24 protein-coding genes are annotated in these 20,920 nt (G+C 64.2%); 12 read left to right on the top strand and 12 right to left on the bottom strand.

Going from position 1 to position 20,920, the window contains the following annotated elements; translation table 11 throughout:
• Positions 1–92: 92 nt before the first annotated feature.
• Together P0Y59_23470 and P0Y59_23465 are read right to left on the bottom strand one after the other, a co-directional pair.
• Complete coding sequence (locus P0Y59_23470) at positions 93–866, bottom strand: SapC family protein (GenBank protein ID WEJ99821.1); 774 nt, start codon at positions 864–866, stop codon at positions 93–95.
• Positions 867–923: 57 nt separating this feature from the next.
• On the bottom strand, positions 924–2,384 hold the full coding sequence (locus P0Y59_23465; protein ID WEK02669.1) for an FAD-binding oxidoreductase: 1,461 nt from the start codon (positions 2,382–2,384) through the stop codon (positions 924–926).
• 80 nt (positions 2,385–2,464) lie between these two features.
• On the opposite strand from P0Y59_23465, the gene P0Y59_23460 reads away from it, so the two are divergent.
• The 3 genes from P0Y59_23460 to P0Y59_23450 all read left to right on the top strand — a co-directional run bounded on the left by P0Y59_23460 (position 2,465) and on the right by P0Y59_23450 (position 4,709).
• Positions 2,465–2,926: a hypothetical protein gene (locus P0Y59_23460; protein ID WEJ99820.1), complete on the top strand. Its 462-nt coding sequence runs from the start codon at positions 2,465–2,467 to the stop codon at positions 2,924–2,926.
• A 121-nt stretch (positions 2,927–3,047) separates the two neighbouring features.
• Positions 3,048–4,502: a DEAD/DEAH box helicase gene (locus tag P0Y59_23455; GenBank protein ID WEJ99819.1), complete on the top strand. Its 1,455-nt coding sequence runs from the start codon at positions 3,048–3,050 to the stop codon at positions 4,500–4,502.
• Between the two features lie 24 nt (positions 4,503–4,526).
• Positions 4,527–4,709 (top strand): DUF1289 domain-containing protein, encoded by a 183-nt coding sequence (locus P0Y59_23450; protein ID WEJ99818.1) that lies wholly within the window; start codon positions 4,527–4,529, stop codon positions 4,707–4,709.
• A 35-nt stretch (positions 4,710–4,744) separates the two neighbouring features.
• On the opposite strand, the gene P0Y59_23445 is transcribed toward P0Y59_23450, so the two are convergent.
• The 8 genes from P0Y59_23445 to P0Y59_23410 all read right to left on the bottom strand — a co-directional run bounded on the left by P0Y59_23445 (position 4,745) and on the right by P0Y59_23410 (position 11,708).
• Positions 4,745–5,380, bottom strand: a complete 636-nt coding sequence (locus tag P0Y59_23445) for a glutathione S-transferase family protein (protein WEJ99817.1) — start codon at positions 5,378–5,380, stop codon at positions 4,745–4,747.
• 114 nt (positions 5,381–5,494) lie between these two features.
• Positions 5,495–5,986: a dienelactone hydrolase family protein gene (locus tag P0Y59_23440; protein ID WEJ99816.1), complete on the bottom strand. Its 492-nt coding sequence runs from the start codon at positions 5,984–5,986 to the stop codon at positions 5,495–5,497.
• Between the two features lie 323 nt (positions 5,987–6,309).
• Positions 6,310–7,398 carry an MBL fold metallo-hydrolase gene (locus tag P0Y59_23435; GenBank protein ID WEJ99815.1) on the bottom strand — a complete coding sequence of 363 codons (1,089 nt, stop codon included), beginning with the start codon at positions 7,396–7,398 and terminating at the stop codon, positions 6,310–6,312.
• 175 nt (positions 7,399–7,573) lie between these two features.
• Complete coding sequence (locus tag P0Y59_23430; GenBank protein WEJ99814.1) at positions 7,574–8,254, bottom strand: DUF1013 domain-containing protein; 681 nt, start codon at positions 8,252–8,254, stop codon at positions 7,574–7,576.
• A gap of 91 nt (positions 8,255–8,345) precedes the next feature.
• Positions 8,346–9,371, bottom strand: a complete 1,026-nt coding sequence (locus P0Y59_23425) for a glycosyltransferase family 1 protein (GenBank protein WEJ99813.1) — start codon at positions 9,369–9,371, stop codon at positions 8,346–8,348.
• A gap of 5 nt (positions 9,372–9,376) precedes the next feature.
• Positions 9,377–10,252, bottom strand: a complete 876-nt coding sequence (locus P0Y59_23420) for a UDP-2,3-diacylglucosamine diphosphatase (protein WEJ99812.1) — start codon at positions 10,250–10,252, stop codon at positions 9,377–9,379.
• An 86-nt stretch (positions 10,253–10,338) separates the two neighbouring features.
• Positions 10,339–10,956, bottom strand: coding sequence for a glutathione S-transferase family protein (locus tag P0Y59_23415; protein ID WEJ99811.1), 618 nt, complete (start codon positions 10,954–10,956; stop codon positions 10,339–10,341).
• Positions 10,957–11,129: 173 nt separating this feature from the next.
• Positions 11,130–11,708, bottom strand: coding sequence for a hypothetical protein (locus P0Y59_23410; GenBank protein ID WEJ99810.1), 579 nt, complete (start codon positions 11,706–11,708; stop codon positions 11,130–11,132).
• On the opposite strand from P0Y59_23410, the gene P0Y59_23405 reads away from it, so the two are divergent.
• From P0Y59_23405 to P0Y59_23375, 7 genes are all read left to right on the top strand, one after another.
• Positions 11,701–11,979 (top strand): hypothetical protein, encoded by a 279-nt coding sequence (locus tag P0Y59_23405; protein ID WEJ99809.1) that lies wholly within the window; start codon positions 11,701–11,703, stop codon positions 11,977–11,979. The genes P0Y59_23410 and P0Y59_23405 overlap by 8 nt on opposite strands.
• A 186-nt stretch (positions 11,980–12,165) precedes the next feature.
• Positions 12,166–12,588 carry a hypothetical protein gene (locus P0Y59_23400; protein WEJ99808.1) on the top strand — a complete coding sequence of 141 codons (423 nt, stop codon included), beginning with the start codon at positions 12,166–12,168 and terminating at the stop codon, positions 12,586–12,588.
• A gap of 106 nt (positions 12,589–12,694) precedes the next feature.
• Positions 12,695–13,021: a hypothetical protein gene (locus P0Y59_23395; GenBank protein ID WEJ99807.1), complete on the top strand. Its 327-nt coding sequence runs from the start codon at positions 12,695–12,697 to the stop codon at positions 13,019–13,021.
• Positions 13,022–13,063: 42 nt separating this feature from the next.
• The gene (locus tag P0Y59_23390) at positions 13,064–13,276 is read left to right on the top strand and encodes a hypothetical protein (GenBank protein ID WEJ99806.1); all 213 of its coding nucleotides are present in this window, start codon (positions 13,064–13,066) and stop codon (positions 13,274–13,276) included.
• Between the two features lie 156 nt (positions 13,277–13,432).
• Positions 13,433–14,311 carry a sigma-70 family RNA polymerase sigma factor gene (locus P0Y59_23385; GenBank protein ID WEJ99805.1) on the top strand — a complete coding sequence of 293 codons (879 nt, stop codon included), beginning with the start codon at positions 13,433–13,435 and terminating at the stop codon, positions 14,309–14,311.
• 30 nt (positions 14,312–14,341) lie between these two features.
• Complete coding sequence (locus P0Y59_23380; protein WEJ99804.1) at positions 14,342–14,968, top strand: flavodoxin family protein; 627 nt, start codon at positions 14,342–14,344, stop codon at positions 14,966–14,968.
• A 120-nt stretch (positions 14,969–15,088) separates the two neighbouring features.
• Complete coding sequence (locus P0Y59_23375; GenBank protein ID WEJ99803.1) at positions 15,089–16,123, top strand: LD-carboxypeptidase; 1,035 nt, start codon at positions 15,089–15,091, stop codon at positions 16,121–16,123.
• A 77-nt stretch (positions 16,124–16,200) separates the two neighbouring features.
• On the opposite strand, the gene P0Y59_23370 is transcribed toward P0Y59_23375, so the two are convergent.
• On the bottom strand, positions 16,201–17,202 hold the full coding sequence (locus P0Y59_23370) for an NAD(P)H-quinone oxidoreductase (protein WEJ99802.1): 1,002 nt from the start codon (positions 17,200–17,202) through the stop codon (positions 16,201–16,203).
• Positions 17,203–17,277: 75 nt separating this feature from the next.
• Here P0Y59_23370 and P0Y59_23365 point away from each other — a divergent pair, with 75 nt between their 5' ends.
• Entirely contained in the window at positions 17,278–17,475 is a 198-nt protein-coding gene (locus tag P0Y59_23365; GenBank protein WEJ99801.1) for a DUF1192 domain-containing protein, read from the top strand.
• 124 nt (positions 17,476–17,599) lie between these two features.
• Positions 17,600–19,915 (top strand): ATP-dependent Clp protease ATP-binding subunit ClpA, encoded by a 2,316-nt coding sequence (gene clpA, locus P0Y59_23360; GenBank protein WEJ99800.1) that lies wholly within the window; start codon positions 17,600–17,602, stop codon positions 19,913–19,915.
• Between the two features lie 80 nt (positions 19,916–19,995).
• Here the strand turns inward: clpA and P0Y59_23355 are convergent, their stop codons facing one another.
• Positions 19,996–20,916: a hypothetical protein gene (locus P0Y59_23355; GenBank protein ID WEJ99799.1), complete on the bottom strand. Its 921-nt coding sequence runs from the start codon at positions 20,914–20,916 to the stop codon at positions 19,996–19,998.
• Between the last annotated feature and the right edge of the window lie 4 nt (positions 20,917–20,920).

Below are 20,920 nucleotides of genomic sequence, written 5' to 3'. Positions count from 1 at the left end.
CGGCCGTGCAGCGAGTCCCGCGCCTGCCCTGCGGGACCGGATCGCACCGCAAGGGAGCGATCGGCCCGGCAGGCGCGGGACCAGCGACGGGGTCAGACAGCCGGGAGCTGGGCCGGCACGAGGCCGAGCTGCATCTGGCGGCTGAAGATGTCGCGCATCAGCGACAGCGAGAAGAGGTGAGCGTAGAGCAACGGCAGCATGCCGTTCTTGTGGATCTTGCGAAGCTGATCGCCACGCAAATCGTTCAGCTTCTCTTCGTTCACGATGCGGAAGCCGCGATAGATGAAGGGCTGCTCGATGCCGTCCGCCTGGATGGTCGTCTCGCCGTCCATCAGCAGGTCCATCTCCTTCAGGTCGCGCATGAACTGAGCGGTGCGGGCACCGGCCTGTTCGAACGACTCGTTGAACTGCATGATGTTCTTGGTGATCTCCGAAGGCTGGCCGCCGTCGAACAGGGGCTCTCCTTCGAGATCGGCGCCGATGCCTTCGGAGGTCGGATCGAAGCAGAGCGACAATTCGTCGGCGCCGGGACGCAGGCGTGCGAGCATGAACGGATAGCGCCGGATATAGGCGGGCACGTACATCATCGGCTCGGTCAGCAAGCCCTCGGCATCGACGAACACGTTGGTGCCTTCGTTCAGGCCCATCAGCGCGAGCGGGACGGCATCGTCGCCCTCAGTGAAGACGATCGGGAAATGACGCTGGACGAGCGGGAATTCGTCGACCGTAACGGGAATGGCATGCTGCCCAACGAGGAACTTCGCCTGAGTGAGCTGGCGCATCTTGAAGTTGACGTGAGTCTCGCTCGAAAGCGGCTCGAGCGCATTGTAGAATAGCGGAAGTTGCGATTGCGGCGCGCTGGCCATGAAAACTCTCCATCGGGACTGAATTAAGCGGCTTGTGCGTGCCGACGGTGCCCGGCTCTATGGTGCCCGCGATCCCGGCGCAAGCGCCACGAGCTTGCCGGGGTTCATAAGTGCTTCCGGATCGAACGCGGACTTGATCGCCCGCAGCGCGGCCAACCGGGCCGGCGAGGACAGGCGTTCGAGTTCGGCGACCTTCATCTGGCCGATGCCGTGCTCGGCCGAGATCGAGCCGCCGGCCGCCACGACCAGATCGTTGACGAAGCGGGTCACCACCGGCGCCTCCTCGGCATACCAGCGCGCCGGATCGACGCCGCGGGGTGCGCGCACGTGGAAATGGACATTGCCGTCGCCGAGATGGCCGAACGCCATCGCCTCAGTCCCCGGGAAGCGTGCCTCGCAGGCCGCCCCGCCCTCGATCATGAAGCGCGGCATGCCCGAGACCGGCACCGAGATATCGTGCTGCACGGCCGGGCCGTTGGCACGCTCCGCCTCGGAGATCGAATCACGGATGTGCCAGAAGGCATCGGCCTGCACCTCGCTCGCCGCGATCACCGCGTCGGCGACCTGACCGTCGGCAAGTGCCGGTGCGAGCAGCCTCTCGAGCAGGTCGGCGGGTGGCTCGGCTGCCGGATCGGTCGTCACCGCCTCGATCAGCACATGCCATTTGTGCGGGCCCGCGAGCGGCAGTCGGGTGCCGGGGATATGACGCAACACCAGCGCCAGCGTATCGTCGGGCACGATCTCGAAACTCTCGATCCGGTCGGTACCCGCCTCAAGCCGCCGAAGCAGCGCGAGCGCCGTCGCCGGATCGGCCAGCCCCGCCCAGGCCACCGCCCGCGCGGCGATGGCGGGCACGAGGCGCAGGGTCGCGGCGGTGATCACGCCGAGCGTCCCTTCAGCCCCGATCAGCAGTTGGTTGAGATCATAGCCGCGATTGTCCTTTTTGAGCGCGGCCAGTCCGTCATGGACGCTGCCGTCGGGCAGCACCGCCTCGACGCCGGCAACGAGGCTGCGCATCGTACCGAAGCGCAGCACCTGGGTGCCCCCGGCATTGGTCGAGGCGAGCCCGCCGATCGTCGCGCTGCCGCGCGCGCCGAGCGTCAGCGGGAAGCGCATGCCCCGATCGATGGCGGCAGCGTGGAGATCGGCCAGGATCACCCCGGCCTCGGCGACGGCCAGGCCGTTCTCCGGCTCGATCGAGCGGATGCGGTTCATCCGCCGCAGCGACAGGATCAGCGCCGAGCCGTCGGCGGGCGGCGTCGCGCCGCCAACCATCCCGGTATTGCCGCCTTGCGGCACCAGCGGCACGCGCAGGTCGTGCGCGAGCGCCAGGATCGTCGCGACGCCGTCGCGGCTGTCCGGGGCAAGGATCGCAGGCGCCGCGCCATGATAACGACCGCGCCAATCCCGAAGCCAGGGCGCGATCGCTGCCTCGTCAGTGACGACCGCCTTCGGGCCAAGTCTTTCGCGAACCGAGTCGGTGAGGCGGCGTTGAGCCGAAGTCATCGGGGCAGGCATCATGGCCCGGCTCCTATCACGCACACCTTGGTGCGCCAATTCATGCACTGTTCAAGCATTTCGGTTAACGCCGCGAAGCAATGTCGCAGCCGGTGATTCTCGCGTTGATTCTGCTTGCCCTCGCGCCGGGTGCTTCGGTCGATGAATCGCGCCTCGACAAGGTCGAGGTCGCTCAGCTCACGGTGCACCAGCGGATCATCATCCGCATCCCCCGCCTGCCCTTCACCTCTCGCGAGCCGATCCAGGACCAGCAATCAGTGAGGTGGTCCGAGAAGAAGGGGCCGAAATGCGTGGCGATGAGCGATCTGGTCGGCGCCGCCATTTCAGCGCCGGACAGCATCGACCTGATGATCGAGGACGGATCGAGGGTGCGGGCCCGGCTCAACGATGATTGCCCGCCGCTCGATTATTATTCGGGCTATTATTTGAAACCGACCCAGGACGGCATGGTCTGCGCCGACCGCGACGCGATCCGTTCCCGCTCCGGCGGATCCTGCCGGATCAAGGAATTCAAGCGGCTCGTGGCCAAACCCGGGCGCTAAAATCGCCGCCATGCTGCCCCGACGGGCCGCAAACACCCCTTTTTCTTGACAATCGCCCCCTTATCGGCAAGCGCTCGGGGGCTGGCCGGGCATGATGACCGGGCCTTTTTCCGGACACCGCATGACCTTCGCCGACCTCGGCCTATCCGACCAACTTCTGAAAGCCGTCAACGAGTCCGGCTATACCGAGCCGACTCCGATCCAGGCGAGCGCGATCCCGAGCGTGCTGATGATGCGCGACATCATCGGCATCGCCCAGACGGGCACGGGCAAGACCGCTGCGTTCGTGCTGCCCATGATCGACATATTGGGCGAAGGCCGAAGCCGTGCGCGCATGCCGCGATCGCTGATCCTCGAGCCGACGCGCGAACTCGCCGCGCAGGTCGCGGAGAATTTCGAGAAATACGGCAAGTACCACAAGCTTTCGATGGCGTTGCTGATCGGCGGCGTGTCGATGGGCGACCAGCAAAAGGCGCTTGAAAAGGGCGTCGACGTGCTGATCGCCACGCCGGGCCGGCTGATGGACCTGTTCGGACGCGGCAAGATCCTGCTCACCGGCTGCGACCTGCTGGTGATCGACGAGGCCGACCGCATGCTCGACATGGGGTTCATCCCCGACATCGAGGAAATCTGCACCAAGCTGCCCAAGCAGCGCCAGACCCTGCTCTTCTCGGCGACGATGCCGCCGCCGATCAAGAAGCTGGCCGACAAATTCCTGAGCAATCCCAAGACGATCGAGGTCGCCCGCCCTGCGACCGCCAACACCAACATCAAGCAATGGCTGGTCCCCGTCTCCGCCTCGAAGAAGCGCGACAAGCTCGTCGAGCTGCTCGAGCATGAGGATGTGAAGACGGCGATCATCTTCTCGAACCGCAAGACGACGGTGCGCGACCTGAACAAGGCGCTGCAACGCCAGGGCTTCCGATCGAGCGAGATCCATGGCGACATGGAGCAGTCGCAGCGCATCGCCGAGCTCGACCGGTTCAAGGCCGGCGACGTCAACATCCTGGTCGCGTCGGACGTCGCGGCACGCGGGCTCGACATCAAGGGCGTTAGCCACGTCTTCAATTTCGATGCACCCTGGCACCCCGACGATTATGTCCACCGGATCGGCCGCACCGGCCGCGCCGGCGCGACCGGCGTCGCCTTCACGCTGGTGACGGCTGACGACGCCGAGAACGTCGCCAATATCGAGAAGCTGACGGGCATGAAGATCGAGCGCTACGAAGGCGCCGAGGACGAGCCCGCATCCGCCGCCACATCCCGCGGCCGGGGCAGCCGGGCCAAGCCAGCCGCCAAGGCGCCGAAGGCAGCACCCGACAAGGCCAGGACCGCAAAGCCGGAACCAGCCAGCGTGGACGCGGCGACCGAGACCGAGCGTCCAGCCCGGCCCCCACGCACGCCGCGCGACTCACGTCCGCCTCGCGAAGAGCGGCCGGCGCGCGAAAGCCGCCCGCCGCGCCAGGAGCGACCAGCCCGCGACGACCGCCCTACGCGCGACACGCAGGATGACGGCCCCGACGAGGGCTGGAACGGCCCGCTGCCCGACTTCCTGATGGCGAAGCTGACCTACTGACGGCTCGTGGGCGGGATCGTCGAAATGGTACCGGTCAAGCGACTCGAAAGCCCCTGCGTCAACATCTGCGAGATGGACGCGGCCACGGGCCTGTGCGTTGGCTGCGCGCGGACCATCGATGAGATCGCCGGTTGGAGCAGCGGCAGCACCGCGTGGCGGGATGCGGTAATGGCCGCGTTGCCGGAACGCATGGCCATCCTGCCTTAGCCCTCCCCGGAAAACGGAAGGGCCAAGGCTGGACGTCACCCCGCCGTTTCGGGCTCAGGCGCCGGCATCAAAGCGTTGTCCTTGTCGTTGGCGCGCTGATAGGCGTCGCGCGACATGATGCGCTCAAGATAGGCGTCGAAGGCATCGCGTTTCGGCAGGGTGCCGAACTGGGTGCCCCACGCGACCTGCGATCCGACATAGACGTCAGCCGCGGTGAAGCTGTCGCCCGCGATATAGGGATGCGCCGACACCGCCTTTTCCAGCGTGTCGACAGCCAGATCGTAATTGCCGTATCCGACCATGCGCTGCTGCTGGTCGCTGGGGATGAAGTTCATCGATTTGTTGGTTACCGCCTGCTCCATCGGGCCCGCCGTATAGAAGAGCCAGCGATAATAGTCGGCGCGATCCGTGGTCGACGGAGCAAGGCCAGCCTCCGGGAAACTATCAGCAAGATAAGCGCAGATCGCCGCGCATTCAGTGATGATCCGTCCATTATGGACAATCGCCGGCACCTTCCCCATCGGATTGATCGACAGATAAGGCTCCTGCTTCATCGTCGAGGCATAATCGAGCACCACCGTCTCATACTCGGCGCCGGTTTCCTCGAGCATCCAGCGCGCGATCCGCCCGCGCGACATCGGATTGGTATACAGAACCAGATCAGCAGCCATCTCATCCTCTCCGAATCACATTCGCAGAACATAAATGGAACACAGCAAGGCGCCGGCGTCAAGGCCGCGCCCTGACGCCCGCGGGGAAATCACGCCAGTCGCGAAGTCGAACCCTCAGGCAGCGACGACGCTGATCCTGCTCACCTTGCTGTTGCTGTGCGCGAGGCACTTCAGATCAGGCACCACCTTCATCATGTCGGCGACCATCGCGTCGCGGCTACTGCCCTTGAAGGTCGCGCGAAGATCCGGTGCGACGGCCATATAGCCGGCGAGCGCATAGCGACGGGCCGTCTCCTCGGCCTTCGCATCAAGGCCCGCCCCGTCGGGCATCACCACGACCACGCCAAGATTGGCCTTGCCGCGCGGCGCAGCAAAATAGCCCTCGAGCACCTTGCCACCGCGAAGCGCATAGCTGAGCTTGCGGGCATTGAGGCGGGAATCGTCAGTGGCGGCAAAGGCGGAGCCGGCAAAGCCAAGCATGCCGGACCCGGCAACGGCGGGCGCGACCGAGAGCGCCGCCATTCGGCGCACGACGCTGCGGCGACCGATGGGCGCACGGCCCAGTGCCTCGAAACCCTCAACGGGCTGCTCGTTGCTGTCTGACATGGATATCTTCCCCTGACACCGCCCTGCGCGGTTAAGAAAGGCGTAATCCTAATATATCCAAGATACAACCAAAACGAATGTAATCCGCCAGCCAGAATGCTGCATCCTTTGCTGCGGCCGGACAGGCTATCCGTAGAGAAGCCTGGAGAAACGCAGGAGCATGCTTTCCCACGCAAGCATCGTCGCCCCCCTGCCCAGCGCTCCGCGCACTGTCCCATTGTCGAACGCATGGGCAACGTCTTCAGAAGAAAACCGAATCCAGCGAAAGAACGGCGTCCGGGCGCCCCTGCTCTTCGAATCACTCCGTACCGCTCGCCTGCGTGTCAGGCTGCGCGGTACCACCAGACGCCGTCACTGACCTGCTTGACCGCCCTGCCCTCGATCTCAAGCCGGCGGAGATGCGCCAGCGCCTCGCCCGTCGCCATGCCCAGCATGTCGGGGCCGATGGCGCGGCGGAACAGCCGGCCGAAACAGTCGACCGCACGCCGTGGCTCGGCAAGGAAGACTTCGAGCTCGTCGAGGCGCTCACGATGCTCGCGGTCCATCGCGTCGAGCCGCGTATGGAGGCCAGTGAACGGATCGCCATGTCCGGGCAGGACGAGCAGATCGTGCGGAAGCAGGCGAAGTTTCGCGATCGAGGCGAACCATTCGCCGAGCGGGTCAGCCTCGGACTCCGTGATGCCGAGCGAGACATTGGGGCTGATGCGCGGCAAGACCTGATCGCCTGCGATGAGGATGCCGGCGGCTTCGTTCAGCAGGCAGGCATGCTCCGGACTGTGCCCAGAACCGACCACGATCCGCCATTCGCCACCGCCGATCGCCAGCGTGTCGCCGTCCTTGATGCGGCGATAGCTGAGCGGCATCGGCGTCACGACCCGACGGAAGCCCGCCCAGCCACGCTCGCTCGCATAGGCAACCTGCTCGTCATCCCAACCCGCGCCCCGCCAGAAGGCGATCATCTCTTCGGGCACCGTGTCGCGCGCATCGAGCATGAACAATCGCAGGGTGAGCCATTCCCCGCGCGTCATGACCAGCGGCGCCGAATGGTGAGCGCACATCCAGCCGGCAAGGCCGACATGATCGGGATGGAAATGCGTGCCGATCATCCGCGTGACGCGCATGCCCGCCAGCGGACCGCGAAACACCGCCTTCCACGCATCCCGCGCGTCAGGCAGATTCATGCCCGCATCGACCAGCGCGACGCCATCCTCATCGTCGACCAGCCAGCAATTGACGTGCTTGAGGGGTCCCGGAACGGTCAGTCGCACCCAGCGGATGCCAGGCGCCACCGCCATGACGTCACCCGCCGCCGGCTCCCGGCCACCAAAGGGATAGGTGAGGCCCTTGTGGCTGGTTGGGACGAAGCTTTCGTCAGCGACGAACGCGGCATCGGAGCGGGAAGCAGTGGCCATAGGTTGCGACTAGCAACGGAACTATGGGCAAGTCACGCGACAAATGTATGGGCCGGGAGAGCCCCCTCATCCGTTCGTTTCGAGCGACGTCGAGAAACATTAATGGAGCGCGGGCTTCGGTTTCTCGACGTCGCTCGAAACGAACGAAGAAAAGAGCAGCTTGCCCGCTCTCACCTCAACGGCGGAACAGGCTCTCCGCGGTCGGCTCGGCCGATGCCGGGGCCTCGCCCGCTTCCGCCGCTTCGGCGTCGCGTGCAAGCTGCTCGCGCTGGGCGCGCAGCTCGACGATCAGCGCCTCGCGATCCCCCTCGAGGCGGGTATCGACCGGCGCCTCGATACCGGCCGCCTTGGCCGCCTTCGCCACCGCCGCGTCAAGCTCGCGCTGAGTCGTCAGGCCGAGCGTCACGGGATCCTTCGGGGTGATGTTCGCGATGTTCCAGTGGCTGCGATCGCGGATCGCGGCGATGGTGGTGCGCGTGGTGCCGATCAGGTTGCCGATCGCGCCGTCGCTGATCTCCGGATGGTTGCGGATGATCCAGGCGATGCCGTCGGGCTTGTCCGACCGCTTCGACACCGGCGTGTAGCGCGGGCCCTTGGTGCGGCGGACCTGTTCAGGGCCCTTCAGCATGATCAGGCGATAATCCGGGTCGGCCTGGCCTTTCTCGATCTCGTCCTGGGTCAGCTCGTGCGCGCGGACCGGATCGCGGCCGGTGAGCTTGGTCGCCGCAGTATCGTCGGCGATCGCCTGGACCTCAAGGATATGCAGGCCGCAAAACTCAGCAATCTGCTCGAAGCTGAGCGAAGTATTGTCAACCAGCCAGGAGGCGGTCGCGTGGGGCATGAGCGGCTGGGCCACCGGAAACTCCTTAGAAACAATAAGGGCCGCCCCTTTCGGAGCGGCCGCACAATGTTGATGACTTAGTCCCCCTTGCGCGGTGAGGCAAGGCTCAGGCCGCAATGGCTTCGTCGGCATCGACCGGGACGAGCGCGTTCAGGAACTGGCGGGCACTTGCTTCCCAGGTGAAGGTCCGGCCGTAAGCGGCGCAGGCGCCGCGATCCCTGGTGAGCGCCGTTCCGATCGCGACGGACAAATCATCGTCCATCGCGCCGACCGCATCGGTCAATATGTCCACCGGGCCGGTGACGGGATAAGCGGCGACCGGCACGCCGCAGGCCAGCGCCTCGATCATCACCAGCCCGAACGTATCGGTGCGGCTGGGGAAGACGAACACGTCGGCGCTGGCATAGGCAGCCGCCAGATCGGCACCGAAGCGAGGGCCGAGGAACATCGCCTCCGGATAGCGCGCCTCGAGCGACGCGCGCGCCGGACCGTCCCCGACGATCACCTTGGTGCCCGGGTGATCGTTGGTCAGGAAGGCCTCGATATTCTTCTCCACGGCGACGCGGCCGACATAGAGCTGGATCGGCCGCGCCAGCCCGGCAAGGGCCGGATCCGGCGCGACGGCGGCCGAGAAGGTCGAAAGATCGACGCCGCGGCCCCAATGCCGCACGTTCTCAAGCCCATGCTGCTTGAGCGTCGCGGCGATTGACGGAGTCGACGCAAGGATCGACTGCGCGGGCGCATGGAACCAGCGGATATAGCGCCAGATCCATTCCGGGTTCACGCCGGTCCGCGCCGAGACATAGTCGGGGAACTGCGTGTGGTAAGCGGTGGTGAACGGGAAATCGTTCATCAGGCACCAGCGCCGCGCCGCGAGGCATACCGGCCCCTCGGTCGCGAGATGGATCGCCTGCGGATTGAAATCGGCGAGCATCCTGCCGACCGCATTGGTCCTAGCGAAGGCAAGCCGGATTTCAGGGTAGGTCGGGCAGGGCATCGAGTAGAACAGGTCGGGCGAGACGACCATCACCACATGCCCCTGGCGCTCGAGTTCGGCGCGCACGGCTTGCAGCGTCCGCACCACGCCGTTCACCTGGGGGGCCCACGCATCAGTGGCGATCGCGATGCGCACGCTCGTCAGGCCGCCAGCGTCTCGATCTTCGCCGCTTCCCGTTCGGCAATCTCGTCGGCCCAGTGCAGCAACTCCATCCGCCCGTCGAAATGCTCGATAAGAGCGGTACAGCCCTCCACCCAGTCACCATCGTTATAATATTCGATGCCGCCGATGTTGCGGAATTCAGCGGTGTGGATGTGCCCGCAGACGACGCCATCGACGCCGCGTGCGCCGGCCGCCTGAGCGATCACTTCCTCATAGTTGGAGATGAACTCCACCGCGTTCTTCACCTTGGCCTTGGCGTGTTTCGACAGCGACCAATAGGGCAGCTGGAAAAAGCGGCGATACGCGTTCACCAACCTGTTGAGCGCCATCATGAATTCATACGCCGCATCGCCGACATGCGCGAGCCATTTGTGCGTGAGCGTGATCATGTCGAACTCGTCGCCATGGAGCACCAACAACCGGCGGCCGTCGGCGGTTTCATGGATCGCCTTGCGGCGGATCGAGACGCCGCCGAAATCGAGCCCGGTGAACTGGCGCATCACTTCGTCATGATTGCCGGGAATGTAGATCACCTCGGTGCCGCGCTTGGCGCGCTTCAGGATTCGCCACACCACGTCGTTGTGCGAGGCGGGCCAGTAGAATTTCTTCTTGAGCCGCCAGCCGTCGATGATGTCCCCGACAAGGTACATCCGCTCGCTGTCGACATGATCGAGAAAGTCGATCAGCATGTCGGCATTGCAACCGCGAGTACCGAGATGGATATCCGAAATCCAGATCGTGCGATATTTGCGGCGATCCGTGACGTCGCGTTCCGGAATCGATGGTTTGGAATTGGCGAAATCGGCGAAATCGGCGATGCTATTGTCCATCGCGATCCTGGTTACAGCGTCCATCCCGGCATCGTCCCGCGCAGCCCTTGATGGGCCTGCGCTATGGCCGATTTTTGTTACAGCTTGATTCCACTGATGTGAAAGGCGGGTTACGCTTTCATCGCAATATGATGTGGCTCGGCCTCGACCCGGGCGAGCCAGGCGCCGATCGCCGGATAGCGCCCGAGTTCGAAACCGCCATCGTCGGCGACATGAGTATAGGGATAGAGCGTGATATCGGCGAGGGTCAGCCGGTCGCCGACGAAAAAGGGCGAGCGGGACAGATGGTCGTCCATCAGCTCGAGCGCAGCCTCTCCCGCCGCCTGCTTGGCGGGTAGTTGGGCCCGCCGCAGATCGTCCAGCCCGGCCTCGCCGATGACATGCCGCCAGAAACGCAGCGTCGCGACGTTCGGCTCGTGATTATATTGTTCCCAGAACATCCAGCGGAACATGTCGGCGCGGTCGAAGCGATCGTGCGGAATCAGGCTGGACCCGTCGGCCAGGTAAATGCAGGCGGCATTGCTTTCCGGCAGATAGTCGTCCCCGACCTGGAGCACCGGAATGCGGCCATTGGCGTTGACGCCGCCAAGGAACGACTCCGACCGGGTCTCGCCCTTCATGATGTCATATTCGCGCCGTTCGAGCGGAATGCCGAGATGGGCGGCGGTGAGCCGGATCTTGTAGCAGTTTCCCGACGCGGCATATTCGTGAAGGATCAGGCTGGACATGTGGCGCTCCCTTGATCGCCCTTGTCATCACGCGACCGCATGGCCCGTCAAATCAAATGCATCGGGCGATCGACAAGCGGGCCTTGTCGAACACCTGGGGAACCGTGGTCATTTGCGTCAAGCCACGTCACGAACCCGCTAATCGCGAACCTTCAGCGCCAACGGCGAATGGCTCAGGGATGAGGAACGGATATGGGCCTGGTGCACGAATATGCCTCTTTATAGGGCCGGCCCCAGCAGCTTAGGAATCCATCCAGCACGTTGAGGTTTGGCGGCCAGGCAACCATCATCGGTTTTCCATCTGGTCCGACCGGCGAAAAGGACGGCGGACGCGGCAAACTTGCCAGTTGGTTGCGAGCCGTCTCCGCGGCTTGGCGATCATTGCGCAAGAACGCGATGGTCCCGTCAACGTAAAGGTTCCAACCAAATCCGGCATCTTCGGCCGGCGTTCTTCTCGAACGCTCGAAGAGAGAGATTGCTGCCTTCGTCTGCCCGGACTTCGCGCGCAACTGGCCTTCGTGCCAGTACAAGATACCAGCCGTGTTCTCGTGCGCCTCCCTCCAAAGCCTGATCAGGTCGGCCCCTTCGGCATCACAGCCTGAACTGGCCAATAGTCGCCATCCACCCGCGATATCCTGATCGAACTGCTTCTCGTCCAGCGCAAGCATCGCTGCCCTGTCATATGCGCAATGCGCAGCCGGCTGCTGCTGCATGAGGCCTCCAAGTGCGAGAAGCGCGCCGAGCATGATCATGCTTGCTGAATGTCAGCTTCCAGGCCAGTTCGCAACACCGCGCAGCGGGTGCGATAACCAAGCCATGACCAATGACCGAGGGGCACCACTTGCAGTTCTGCGGATGCTGCGGCACCCTCCCATGATGGGATGGATTGCAGAGATCATTGAGTATTTCTGGGAGAGGGGCGTTGAGGCGGCCCACCGCAAGTGGGGCTGGACAGGCGGCATCATTGCCTTCCTTACACCTTTCGCCATCGGTGCTTTCATCCTTTGGCTTTTGATAAGATAAGGTAAATATTGTCGGCCGTTTCCGACCTACCGTTATTCCAGTATAATCTTCGTCGGATGGACTGACCGACGTCCGTTTCCAAGTGTGCCGTCCAGCCTCGAACGGGGAGCAAACCGTTGGCGTCCTGGAGCCATTTCCACTAGCCTGAAGCCAATGTAGATTCACATCCGGCTATGGGACCCTCCAGTGATCATATCGGCCGTCCTGGCATTGGTTCAGTCTGCACCCCTTTCCGAAGATGTGGGCCGGGCGTTTCCCGCGGATCATCTGACGTGCACGGTGAATGCGTCACCGGCCCCCTTCGCACTCGACATCGAACGTCGCGCAGGTCGGCCTAATGTGCTGGTCAAATCAACTCGCGATGAAGTCTTTCCTTCGGGGGAATATCTCATCGGCTCCTCGTTCATAACGCGGCGTGTGGGCGGCCTGGCGGCAGACTACAGGGTCGGTTTCTCCAGCGTCCGAAAAGCCGGCCAATTCTCGCTGAACATGCAGGTCATCAATGGTCGTCCCGAAAAGGTCTGGTTGCGGTTGATGCCGGAGGGCCCTTACCGGAGCGACCGCTTTCGAGAGATCGGCTCGGCGGAGTGCGCCGCGAAGGACGCTTGACCTTCTGTCCTGAAGGCCGGCGTGAGTGCAGACGGCAGGCGACTGATTGTGGCGCTTGGCTGTCGCTGGCCGCCTCAGCCAAGCGCGATATCGAAAAGGGGAAGTCGTGCGCCTGTTCGTGACTGGTCCGACTGGTAGCGGCAAGACGACGTTCGCGGCCAGAGTAGCGAAGGAGGCGGCGCTGCCGTTATATTCGCTCGACGACCTTCATTGGATTCGACATCCCGATGGAGATCGGCGGCGTGCCCCCGAGGAGCGCCTGGCTTTATTGTGGCCACTGGCCCAGCAGAGCCGCTGGGTCATGGAAGGGGTTCAGTTCAAATGGGCCGACCCGGCCCTGGACAACGCCGAGAAGATCGTCGTCCTGGATCTTCCCCGCTGGCGCAATACCGTGCGCATCGTACGCCGCTTTCTGAGCCGGCGCCGTTTTTAAAAACGTAACCCGCGCGCCACATGGGCGGCGCTCGGACAGGAGATGCGCTGGTCCAGGGACTATTATGAGCACGAGCGCGCACTGCTGTTCGAAAGGCTCGGCCGGTACGAGGAGAAGGTCGTCAAGGTTCGTGACGATCATGCCCTGCGCGAAACGCTCGAAGACATCATCTCGGTGACCGCGATCGAAACGAGGCGTGCGTGCATGACCGAGAATGGCACGCAGGCGGCGGTCTCAACTGATCGGTCAGGGTAAAGACCGACGCGTGACATCCGGCCAGCGGGTGAGACGCCGCGCCGCCGAATAAAATGATATGATAGCTCGCTCATGTCACACATCGTTGAGCTGCCTCGTCATTGTATATGAAGAATGGCGATACTCGGTGAAACGATGATTGATGAGGCGACGAGTATGGATGACGGGGTTTCCGAATCGGTTACCGCGTTCAATCGGCTTCGGCCGACGCTCCTGCGGGTCGCCTATCGCATGCTCGGCTCGGTCACGGATGCCGAGGATATGGTCCAGGAGGCCTTCATCCGCTGGACGAGGCTCGATCGTTCCGACATTCGCGAGCCGGGCGCCTTTCTCCGCAACGTCGTGACACGCCTTTGCCTCGACCAGATGAAGTCAGCACGCAGCCGGCGTGAGGAATATGTCGGCCTCTGGCTGCCCGAACCTGAAATCGAGGATGCGTTCGATGAGATGGACGACATCACGCTGCCGTTGATGCTGGCGCTGGAGCGACTGACCCCGCTGGAGCGAGCCGCATTCCTTCTTCACGACGTCTTCGGCGTCAGTTTCGCCGAGGTGGCGGAGACGATCGGGCGAGACCCGGCGACATGCCGGCAGCTCGCCAGCCGGGGTCGGGTTCATGTTCGCTCCGAACGCGCTCGTTTCCACCTGCCGCAGCAACGCGGATTCGAGCTCGCCGAGGCGTTCTTCGCCGCCTCGCGCGATGGCGATATAGGACGTTTGCGGACGATGCTCGCCGCGGATGTCGCTATTCAGGCCGACGGTGGAGGCAGGGTGGCGACGAGCCAGGCTGTTATCGGCCTCGATAATGCGATTTCCCTGTTTGTGGGGCTGGGGAAACTCTTCGAGCGCAGTCCGTCGCGATTGCTGCGCTATGCACTCATCAACGGCCTTCCCGGCTTCGTCACGATCGAGGAAGGTTTTACGCTCCAGACAACCGCGATCGAGCCGGGGCCTGACGGCATCACCGCCATCTATGTCACCCGCAATCCGGACAAGCTTCAGCATCTGGCCGACCGAGCCGGGGCGACGAACTGAACCATTTCATCACTACATCAGGAGGCAGAATTGCGCGTCGCGATCATCTATCACAGCGGCTATGGGCATACCGAACGACAGGCTCTTGCAGTCCGCCAGGGCGTCGAGGAGGTCGACGGGGCCGAGGCGCTTTTCCTAAGGGTAGAGGACGCCGAGAGACGCTGGAGCGATCTCGATACGGCGGACGCCATCATCTTCGGCACCCCGACCTATTGTGGCGGCGTGTCGGCCAGGTTCAAGGCATTTGCCGAGGCAAGTTCGAACGCGGTGATGCGTCACGCGGGGTGGCAGGATAAACTGGCGGCGGGCTTCACCAACTCCGGGTCGCACGCCGGCGACAAGCTGGGAACGCTGGTCCAGCTTGCGATGTTCGCCGCGCAGCATGGAATGCACTGGATCAACCTGGCGCTCCCGCCAGCCAATAATTCAGCCGCCGGGTCCGAACATGACCTTAACCGGCTTGGATTCTGGCTCGGCGCGGGGGCGCAATCGAACGTCGATGCCAGCGCCGATGTGACACCGCCCGAAGCCGATCTCGCCACCGCCCGCCATCTCGGACGGCGCGTCGCCCAAACCGCGCAGCAGTTCGCGCGTGGCGCCGCCAAGGCTTGTTGTCCCCTTCCTGGAAACGGCCAATTTGCTTCAAACGCGCTATGATCGGGACAAGGTGACTGAAACCGGAAGGTTTGGATCGGAAAGAACGCCTCCGCAGAGGAAAGATTCGTTCCGCCCGAACATTCCGGCGGGCGTAGCGCCAATCGCTGCTATGAGCGGGCAATGTTCAGCAGACGCGAGACAATCGGCGGCATCAGCGGGCTTCTGGGTGCCCTGGCACTTCCCGGCCCGGCCTTTGCGCGCCCGTCATCCAAACCCCCGCGCCTCCGTTCGGGCGACGTTGTAGGCCTGATCGAGCCAGCGGGATTCAGCGATGGCCTGCCCCAGGTCGACGCGGTGAAGACCGTGATATCCGGGATGGGGCTGGTGCCGAAGCCGGGCCGGCATGTCGCCTCCCGCTACGGCTATCTCGCCGGTACGGATCAGGATCGTGCCGCCGACCTCAACGGGATGTTCGCTGACGACAGCGTGCGCGCCGTCTTCGCCGTGCGCGGCGGATGGGGATGCGCGCGGATTCTGCCCCTGCTCGATTGGGATGTCATCCGCGCCAATCCGAAACTGCTCATCGGCTTCAGCGACATCACCGCGCTTCACCTCGCCTTCGCGACGCGGGCTGGCTTCCCGACGATTCACGGGCCAAATGCCGGGAACAGCTGGGGGAAGATCAGCTGGGACAGTTTCTGGAGGCTTGCCTTCTCCGGCGAGACGGCGACCTTCCCCCAGCCGGACGCGCGCACGATGGACCCATTGGCGCCCGAGCGCTGGACCATCCGGACGATCCGGCCGGGCAAGGCACGCGGACGCCTGATCGGCGGCAACCTTTCAGTCCTCACGGCGCTGGTCGGGACGCCCTGGCTGCCGGATTTCGACGGGGCGATCCTGTTCCTGGAGGAGGTCGGCGAGGCGGAATATCGCGTCGACCGCATGCTCAGCCAGCTCGCCCTCGCCGGGGTGCTGAAGAAGGTCGCGGGCGTGATCTTCGGACAATGCACGCGCTGCACCACCACCGTGCCCGACTATATCGGCTTCACGATTCCGCAGTTGCTCGACCAGTATCTCGCGCCGCTCGGCATACCGGCCTTTCAGGGGGCCAATATCGGCCATGTCAGCAACCAGCTCAGCCTGCCGGTCGGTATCGATGTGGAGATGGATGCCGATACGGGAAGCATTCGGATGCTCGAACCCGTCGCGATCTGAGAAGTGAGCGCCAAGCGTTGCGTCCCAACCAGCCCCGCCTGCTCAGGGCGCGTGCGCCCACGCGCTTCTCCCGGGCCCTATTCCATCGTCAGCACGATCTTCCCGATATGGTCGCCCGATTCCATCCGCTCGTGCGCCGCCGGCGCCTCGGCAAGCGGATAGGTGCGATCGATCACGGGCTTCAGCGAGCCTTCCTCGACATGCGGCCAGACGGTGCGGGCCAGCTCATCCGCCACCAGGCTCTTGAACGCGGTGTCGCGCGGGCGGAGCGTGGAACCGGTCAGGGTCAGCCGCCGGCGCATGATCTCGAAGAGCGGGATCGTCGCCGTCAGCCCGCCCTGCACCGCGATCGAGACGTGGCGGCCGTCATCCGCGAGGCATTGCAGGTTGCGCGGCACATAATCCCCGCCGACCATGTCGAGCACCACCGCGACACCCTTGCCGCCGGTGATCGCCTTCACCTCGGCGACGAAATCCTGAGTCTTGTAGTTGATCGCGTGATCGGCGCCCAACGCCTTTGCCGCGGCGCATTTCCTGTCCGATCCGGCGGTGACGATGATGGTCAGCCCGAACAGGTTGGCGAGGCCGATCGCCATGGTGCCGATACCGCTGGTGCCGCCATGGACAAGCACGGTGTCGCCCTCGCTGGCGTAACCGCGCTCGAACAAATTGGTCCAGACGGTGAAGAGAGTCTCCGGCATCGCCGCCGCCTCGACCATCGACAGCGCGTCGGGCACGTGAAGGCACTGGCCATAGGGCGCGACGGCATATTGGGCATAGGCGCCGCCCGAGATCAGCGCGCAGACCGGCTGACCGATCAGCTCGTGCTGGACGCCCGCGCCAACAGCGACGATCGTGCCCGACACTTCCATGCCCAGGATCGAGGGCGCCCCCGGCGGCGGCGGGTAGAGGCCCTTGCGCTGCATCACTTCCGGCCGGTTGATCCCCGCCGCGGCGACGCGGATCAGCACTTCGCCCTCGCCGGGCACCGGCACCGGGCGCTCGACCAGGCGCATCACTTCAGGACCGCCGGGAGCCTCCGGGTCGATCGCCTGCATCACCGTCGGAATATTAACCATAGAATCCGCCGCCCCCACTCGCGGAATAGTCCAGCCTTATTGACATCGTGGCCTGCCGGGTCAACGTTCCATGACATGGACCCGGACGAGATTCTCGCACGAAAAGCGGGCGATCCGCTCACCGAGCTTGCGCGGCAAGACCTCGACCCCCTGTCGGTCGAGGAATGCCAGGCACGCATCGAGGCACTTGAGGCGGAAATCAGCCGCACCAGGGCCCGATTGACGCGCGCCGTTAACCACAGAGCAAGTGCCAACGATCTATTCAAGCGATGAACAGGAACGCTCCGGCATGGCGATCGGGCCGGAGCGCTCGTCAAGTGCTTGATGCGGGCGCCTTGCCTTCCGACATAAGAGGAAAGGGCCGCGCGTATCGTTGCGGCCCGCATGGAGTACGATAATGCCTTCTTTCGCATCCGCGCTGGAAACGACCCTCCACAAGGCGCTCGAAGCCGCGTCGTCGCGGCGCCACGAATATGCGACGCTCGAGCATCTTCTGCTCGCGCTGATCGATGACGAGCACGCTTCCAAGGTGATGACCTCCTGCGGGGTCGAGCTGGAAGAACTCAAGGCGACCGTCGCCCATTATCTCGATACCGAGCTCGAGGCGCTGAAGGTCGATGCGGCGACCGATCCCTCGCCCACCTCCGGCTTCCAGCGAGTCGTCCAGCGCGCGATCCTCCACGTCCAGTCGTCGGGCCGCGACGAGGTGACCGGCGCGAATGTGCTGGTCGCGCTGTTCAGCGAGCGCGAGAGCTACGCCGTCTATTTCCTCCAGCAGCAGGATATGAGCCGTCTCGATGCCGTCAGCTTCATTTCGCATGGCGTCGGCAAGGGTGGCGCCGCCCCGGAACCCCGCGAAGTGAAGGGCGCCGAGGAAGAGAAGGCGCAGAAGCCCGACGGCAAGGGCAAGAGCGAAAGCGCGCTGAAGCAGTTCACCGTCGATCTCAACGAGAAGGCGAAGAACGGCAAGGTCGATCCGCTGATCGGCCGTGGCCCGGAGGTCGACCGTACCGTGCAGATCCTGTGCCGCCGGTCGAAGAACAACCCGCTCTATGTGGGCGATCCCGGCGTGGGCAAGACCGCCATCGCCGAAGGCCTGGCGCGGAAGATCGTCGAGGGCGACGTGCCCGAGGTGCTGCTGCCGGCGGTCATCTATTCGCTCGACATGGGGGCGCTGCTCGCCGGCACCCGCTATCGCGGCGATTTCGAGGAGCGGCTGAAGGCGGTCGTCAACGAGCTAGAGAAGCTGCCCCACGCCATCCTGTTCATCGACGAGATCCACACGGTGATCGGCGCTGGCGCGACCAGCGGCGGCGCGATGGACGCGTCCAACCTGCTCAAGCCGGCCTTGTCGGGCGGCACGATCCGCTGCATCGGATCGACCACCTACAAGGAGTTCCGCAATCATTTCGAGAAGGACCGCGCGCTGCTGCGGCGCTTCCAGAAGATCGACGTGAACGAGCCGACGGTCGAGGACACGATCAAGATCCTGACCGGCCTGCGCACCGCGTTCGAGGCGCATCATTCGGTGAAGTACACGCCCGATGCGATCAAGTCGGCGGTCGAACTGTCGGCGCGCTACATCAACGACCGCAAGCTGCCCGACAAGGCGATCGACGTGATCGACGAGGTCGGCGCGATGCAGATGCTGGTGCCGCCGAACAAGCGCAAGAAGACCATCACCACGCGCGAGATCGAGGCAGTGATCGCGACGATGGCGCGCATCCCGCCGAAATCGGTCTCGGCCGACGATACCAAGGCGCTCGAGAGCCTCGACACCGATCTGAAGCGGGTGGTGTTCGGGCAGAATGCGGCGATCGAGAAGCTCAGCTCGGCGATCAAGCTGAGCCGTGCTGGCCTGCGCGATCCCGACAAGCCGATCGGCAACTATCTGTTCACCGGCCCGACCGGCGTGGGCAAGACCGAGGTCGCCCGCCAGCTGGCGGCGATCATGGGCATCCCGCTCCAGCGGTTCGACATGTCTGAATATATGGAGCGCCATTCGGTCAGCCGGCTGATCGGCGCCCCTCCGGGCTATGTCGGCTACGACCAGGGTGGCCTGCTCACCGACGCGGTCGACCAGCAGCCGCATTCGGTGCTGCTGCTCGACGAGATCGAGAAGGCGCATCCCGACCTGTTCAACATCCTGTTGCAGGTGATGGACAACGGCAAGCTGACCGACCACCACGGCAAGACCGTCGATTTCAGGAACGTCATCCTGATCATGACGACCAATGCCGGCGCGTCCGACATGGCGCGCGAGACGCTGGGCTTCGGCAACCTCTCCCGCGAGGGCGAGGACGAGCAGGCGGTGCAGAAGATGTTCACGCCGGAGTTCCGCAACCGGCTCGATGCGATCGTGCCGTTCGGCTATCTGCCGCCTGAAGTCGTGGCGCGGGTGGTGGAGAAGTTCATCCTCCAGCTCGAACTGCAACTCGCCGACCGGCATGTGCACATCAGCCTGGACGACGAATCCAAGGCGTGGCTGACTACCAAGGGCTATGACAAGCTCTATGGCGCGCGGCCGATGGGGCGGCTGATCCAGGAGAAGATCAAGCAGCCGCTGGCCGAGGAGCTGCTGTTCGGCAAGCTCGTCCATGGCGGCGAGGTGAGCGTGAAGCTGAAGGACGGCGCGCTGGCGTTCGAGATCGTCGCCGCGCCGCCGAAAAAGCCCAAGAAAAAGGGCAAGGCGGAAAGCGTCGACGCGAAGTGACCTGAAGGGCCGGAGCCGGGACGATCCCGCCTCCGGCCCGCAAGTCTATTTCGGACAATCTGCCGCCCTAAGATCCCAACTTACCACTGTCGCATCAGCGAACGCATACGGGCTGCATCTTCTGCGACCTCCGCATCCGCCGAGCTGGCCAGGCGATCCGCGACCTGGAACGCCTCAAGGCGCCAGGCACCGCACCCCCTCATCTTCGCGTCGCGCTTGCATTGCTCACTGTCAGCCGCGAACATCCCCGCCTCGGCGAGCGTCGCACTGTCCGATGGCGCGGCAGGCGTCCGCTCTGCGAGGAAATCCGGGCGCGTTGAACGGGGTACGACCAACGCCGAGAAAACGCTGGCCTTGTTTACGCCGGCCGCGACATCCTCAACGATGGTAATCCGTAGCTGTCCCGGTTCGATCAGCGCCGCAGGCACCGTCACTATCGGCGTTTGCCCCTCCTTGCCTTCCCCTGCCGCAAGGGGTGACACGCTGCCGTCCGGCATCACCCGTGCGACGACAAGATGTGCCGGATAGGTGGTCGTCCAAGGCAGGACCAGCGCCGTCCCTGACTGGCGAAGGATCAGGCCATTTTCCGCCCGCACGCCGAGAATCGATGGGTCGTCACCAGATCCCTTGCTGGTCGCCGACCCTTGTTCGCGCCTGTCGGAGAACAGGTCCCAGACCGTCTGATTGATCCGTCCCAGAAAGATCATGAGCCGATTTGGTGACGCTGCCTGCACCACCGGATTCTCCAACGTCAGCGTCTGGGGCGATTTGTCAGAGCGGATGATGACGACCCTTGCCCGACCATCGGGCATCACAGCGACATCTCCGACACAGACGGGCAAGCCCTCCTCGGCGATGACGTCGCGATTGGCGCATAGCTTCTCGAACTTGACCGGCGCGCTCGACCGGATCGTGTCGATCGACCCGACTATCGTCTGCCCATGGGCCGTTGCCGCCATCAGCGTCCCCGCCGACAAGATCGCCAGACGCTTCTTCGTCATCGCA

The organism is Candidatus Sphingomonas phytovorans, assembly GCA_029202385.1.
Taxonomy (GTDB): domain Bacteria; phylum Pseudomonadota; class Alphaproteobacteria; order Sphingomonadales; family Sphingomonadaceae; genus Sphingomonas; species Sphingomonas phytovorans.
This window is presented reverse-complemented; position numbering and strand designations above follow the sequence as displayed.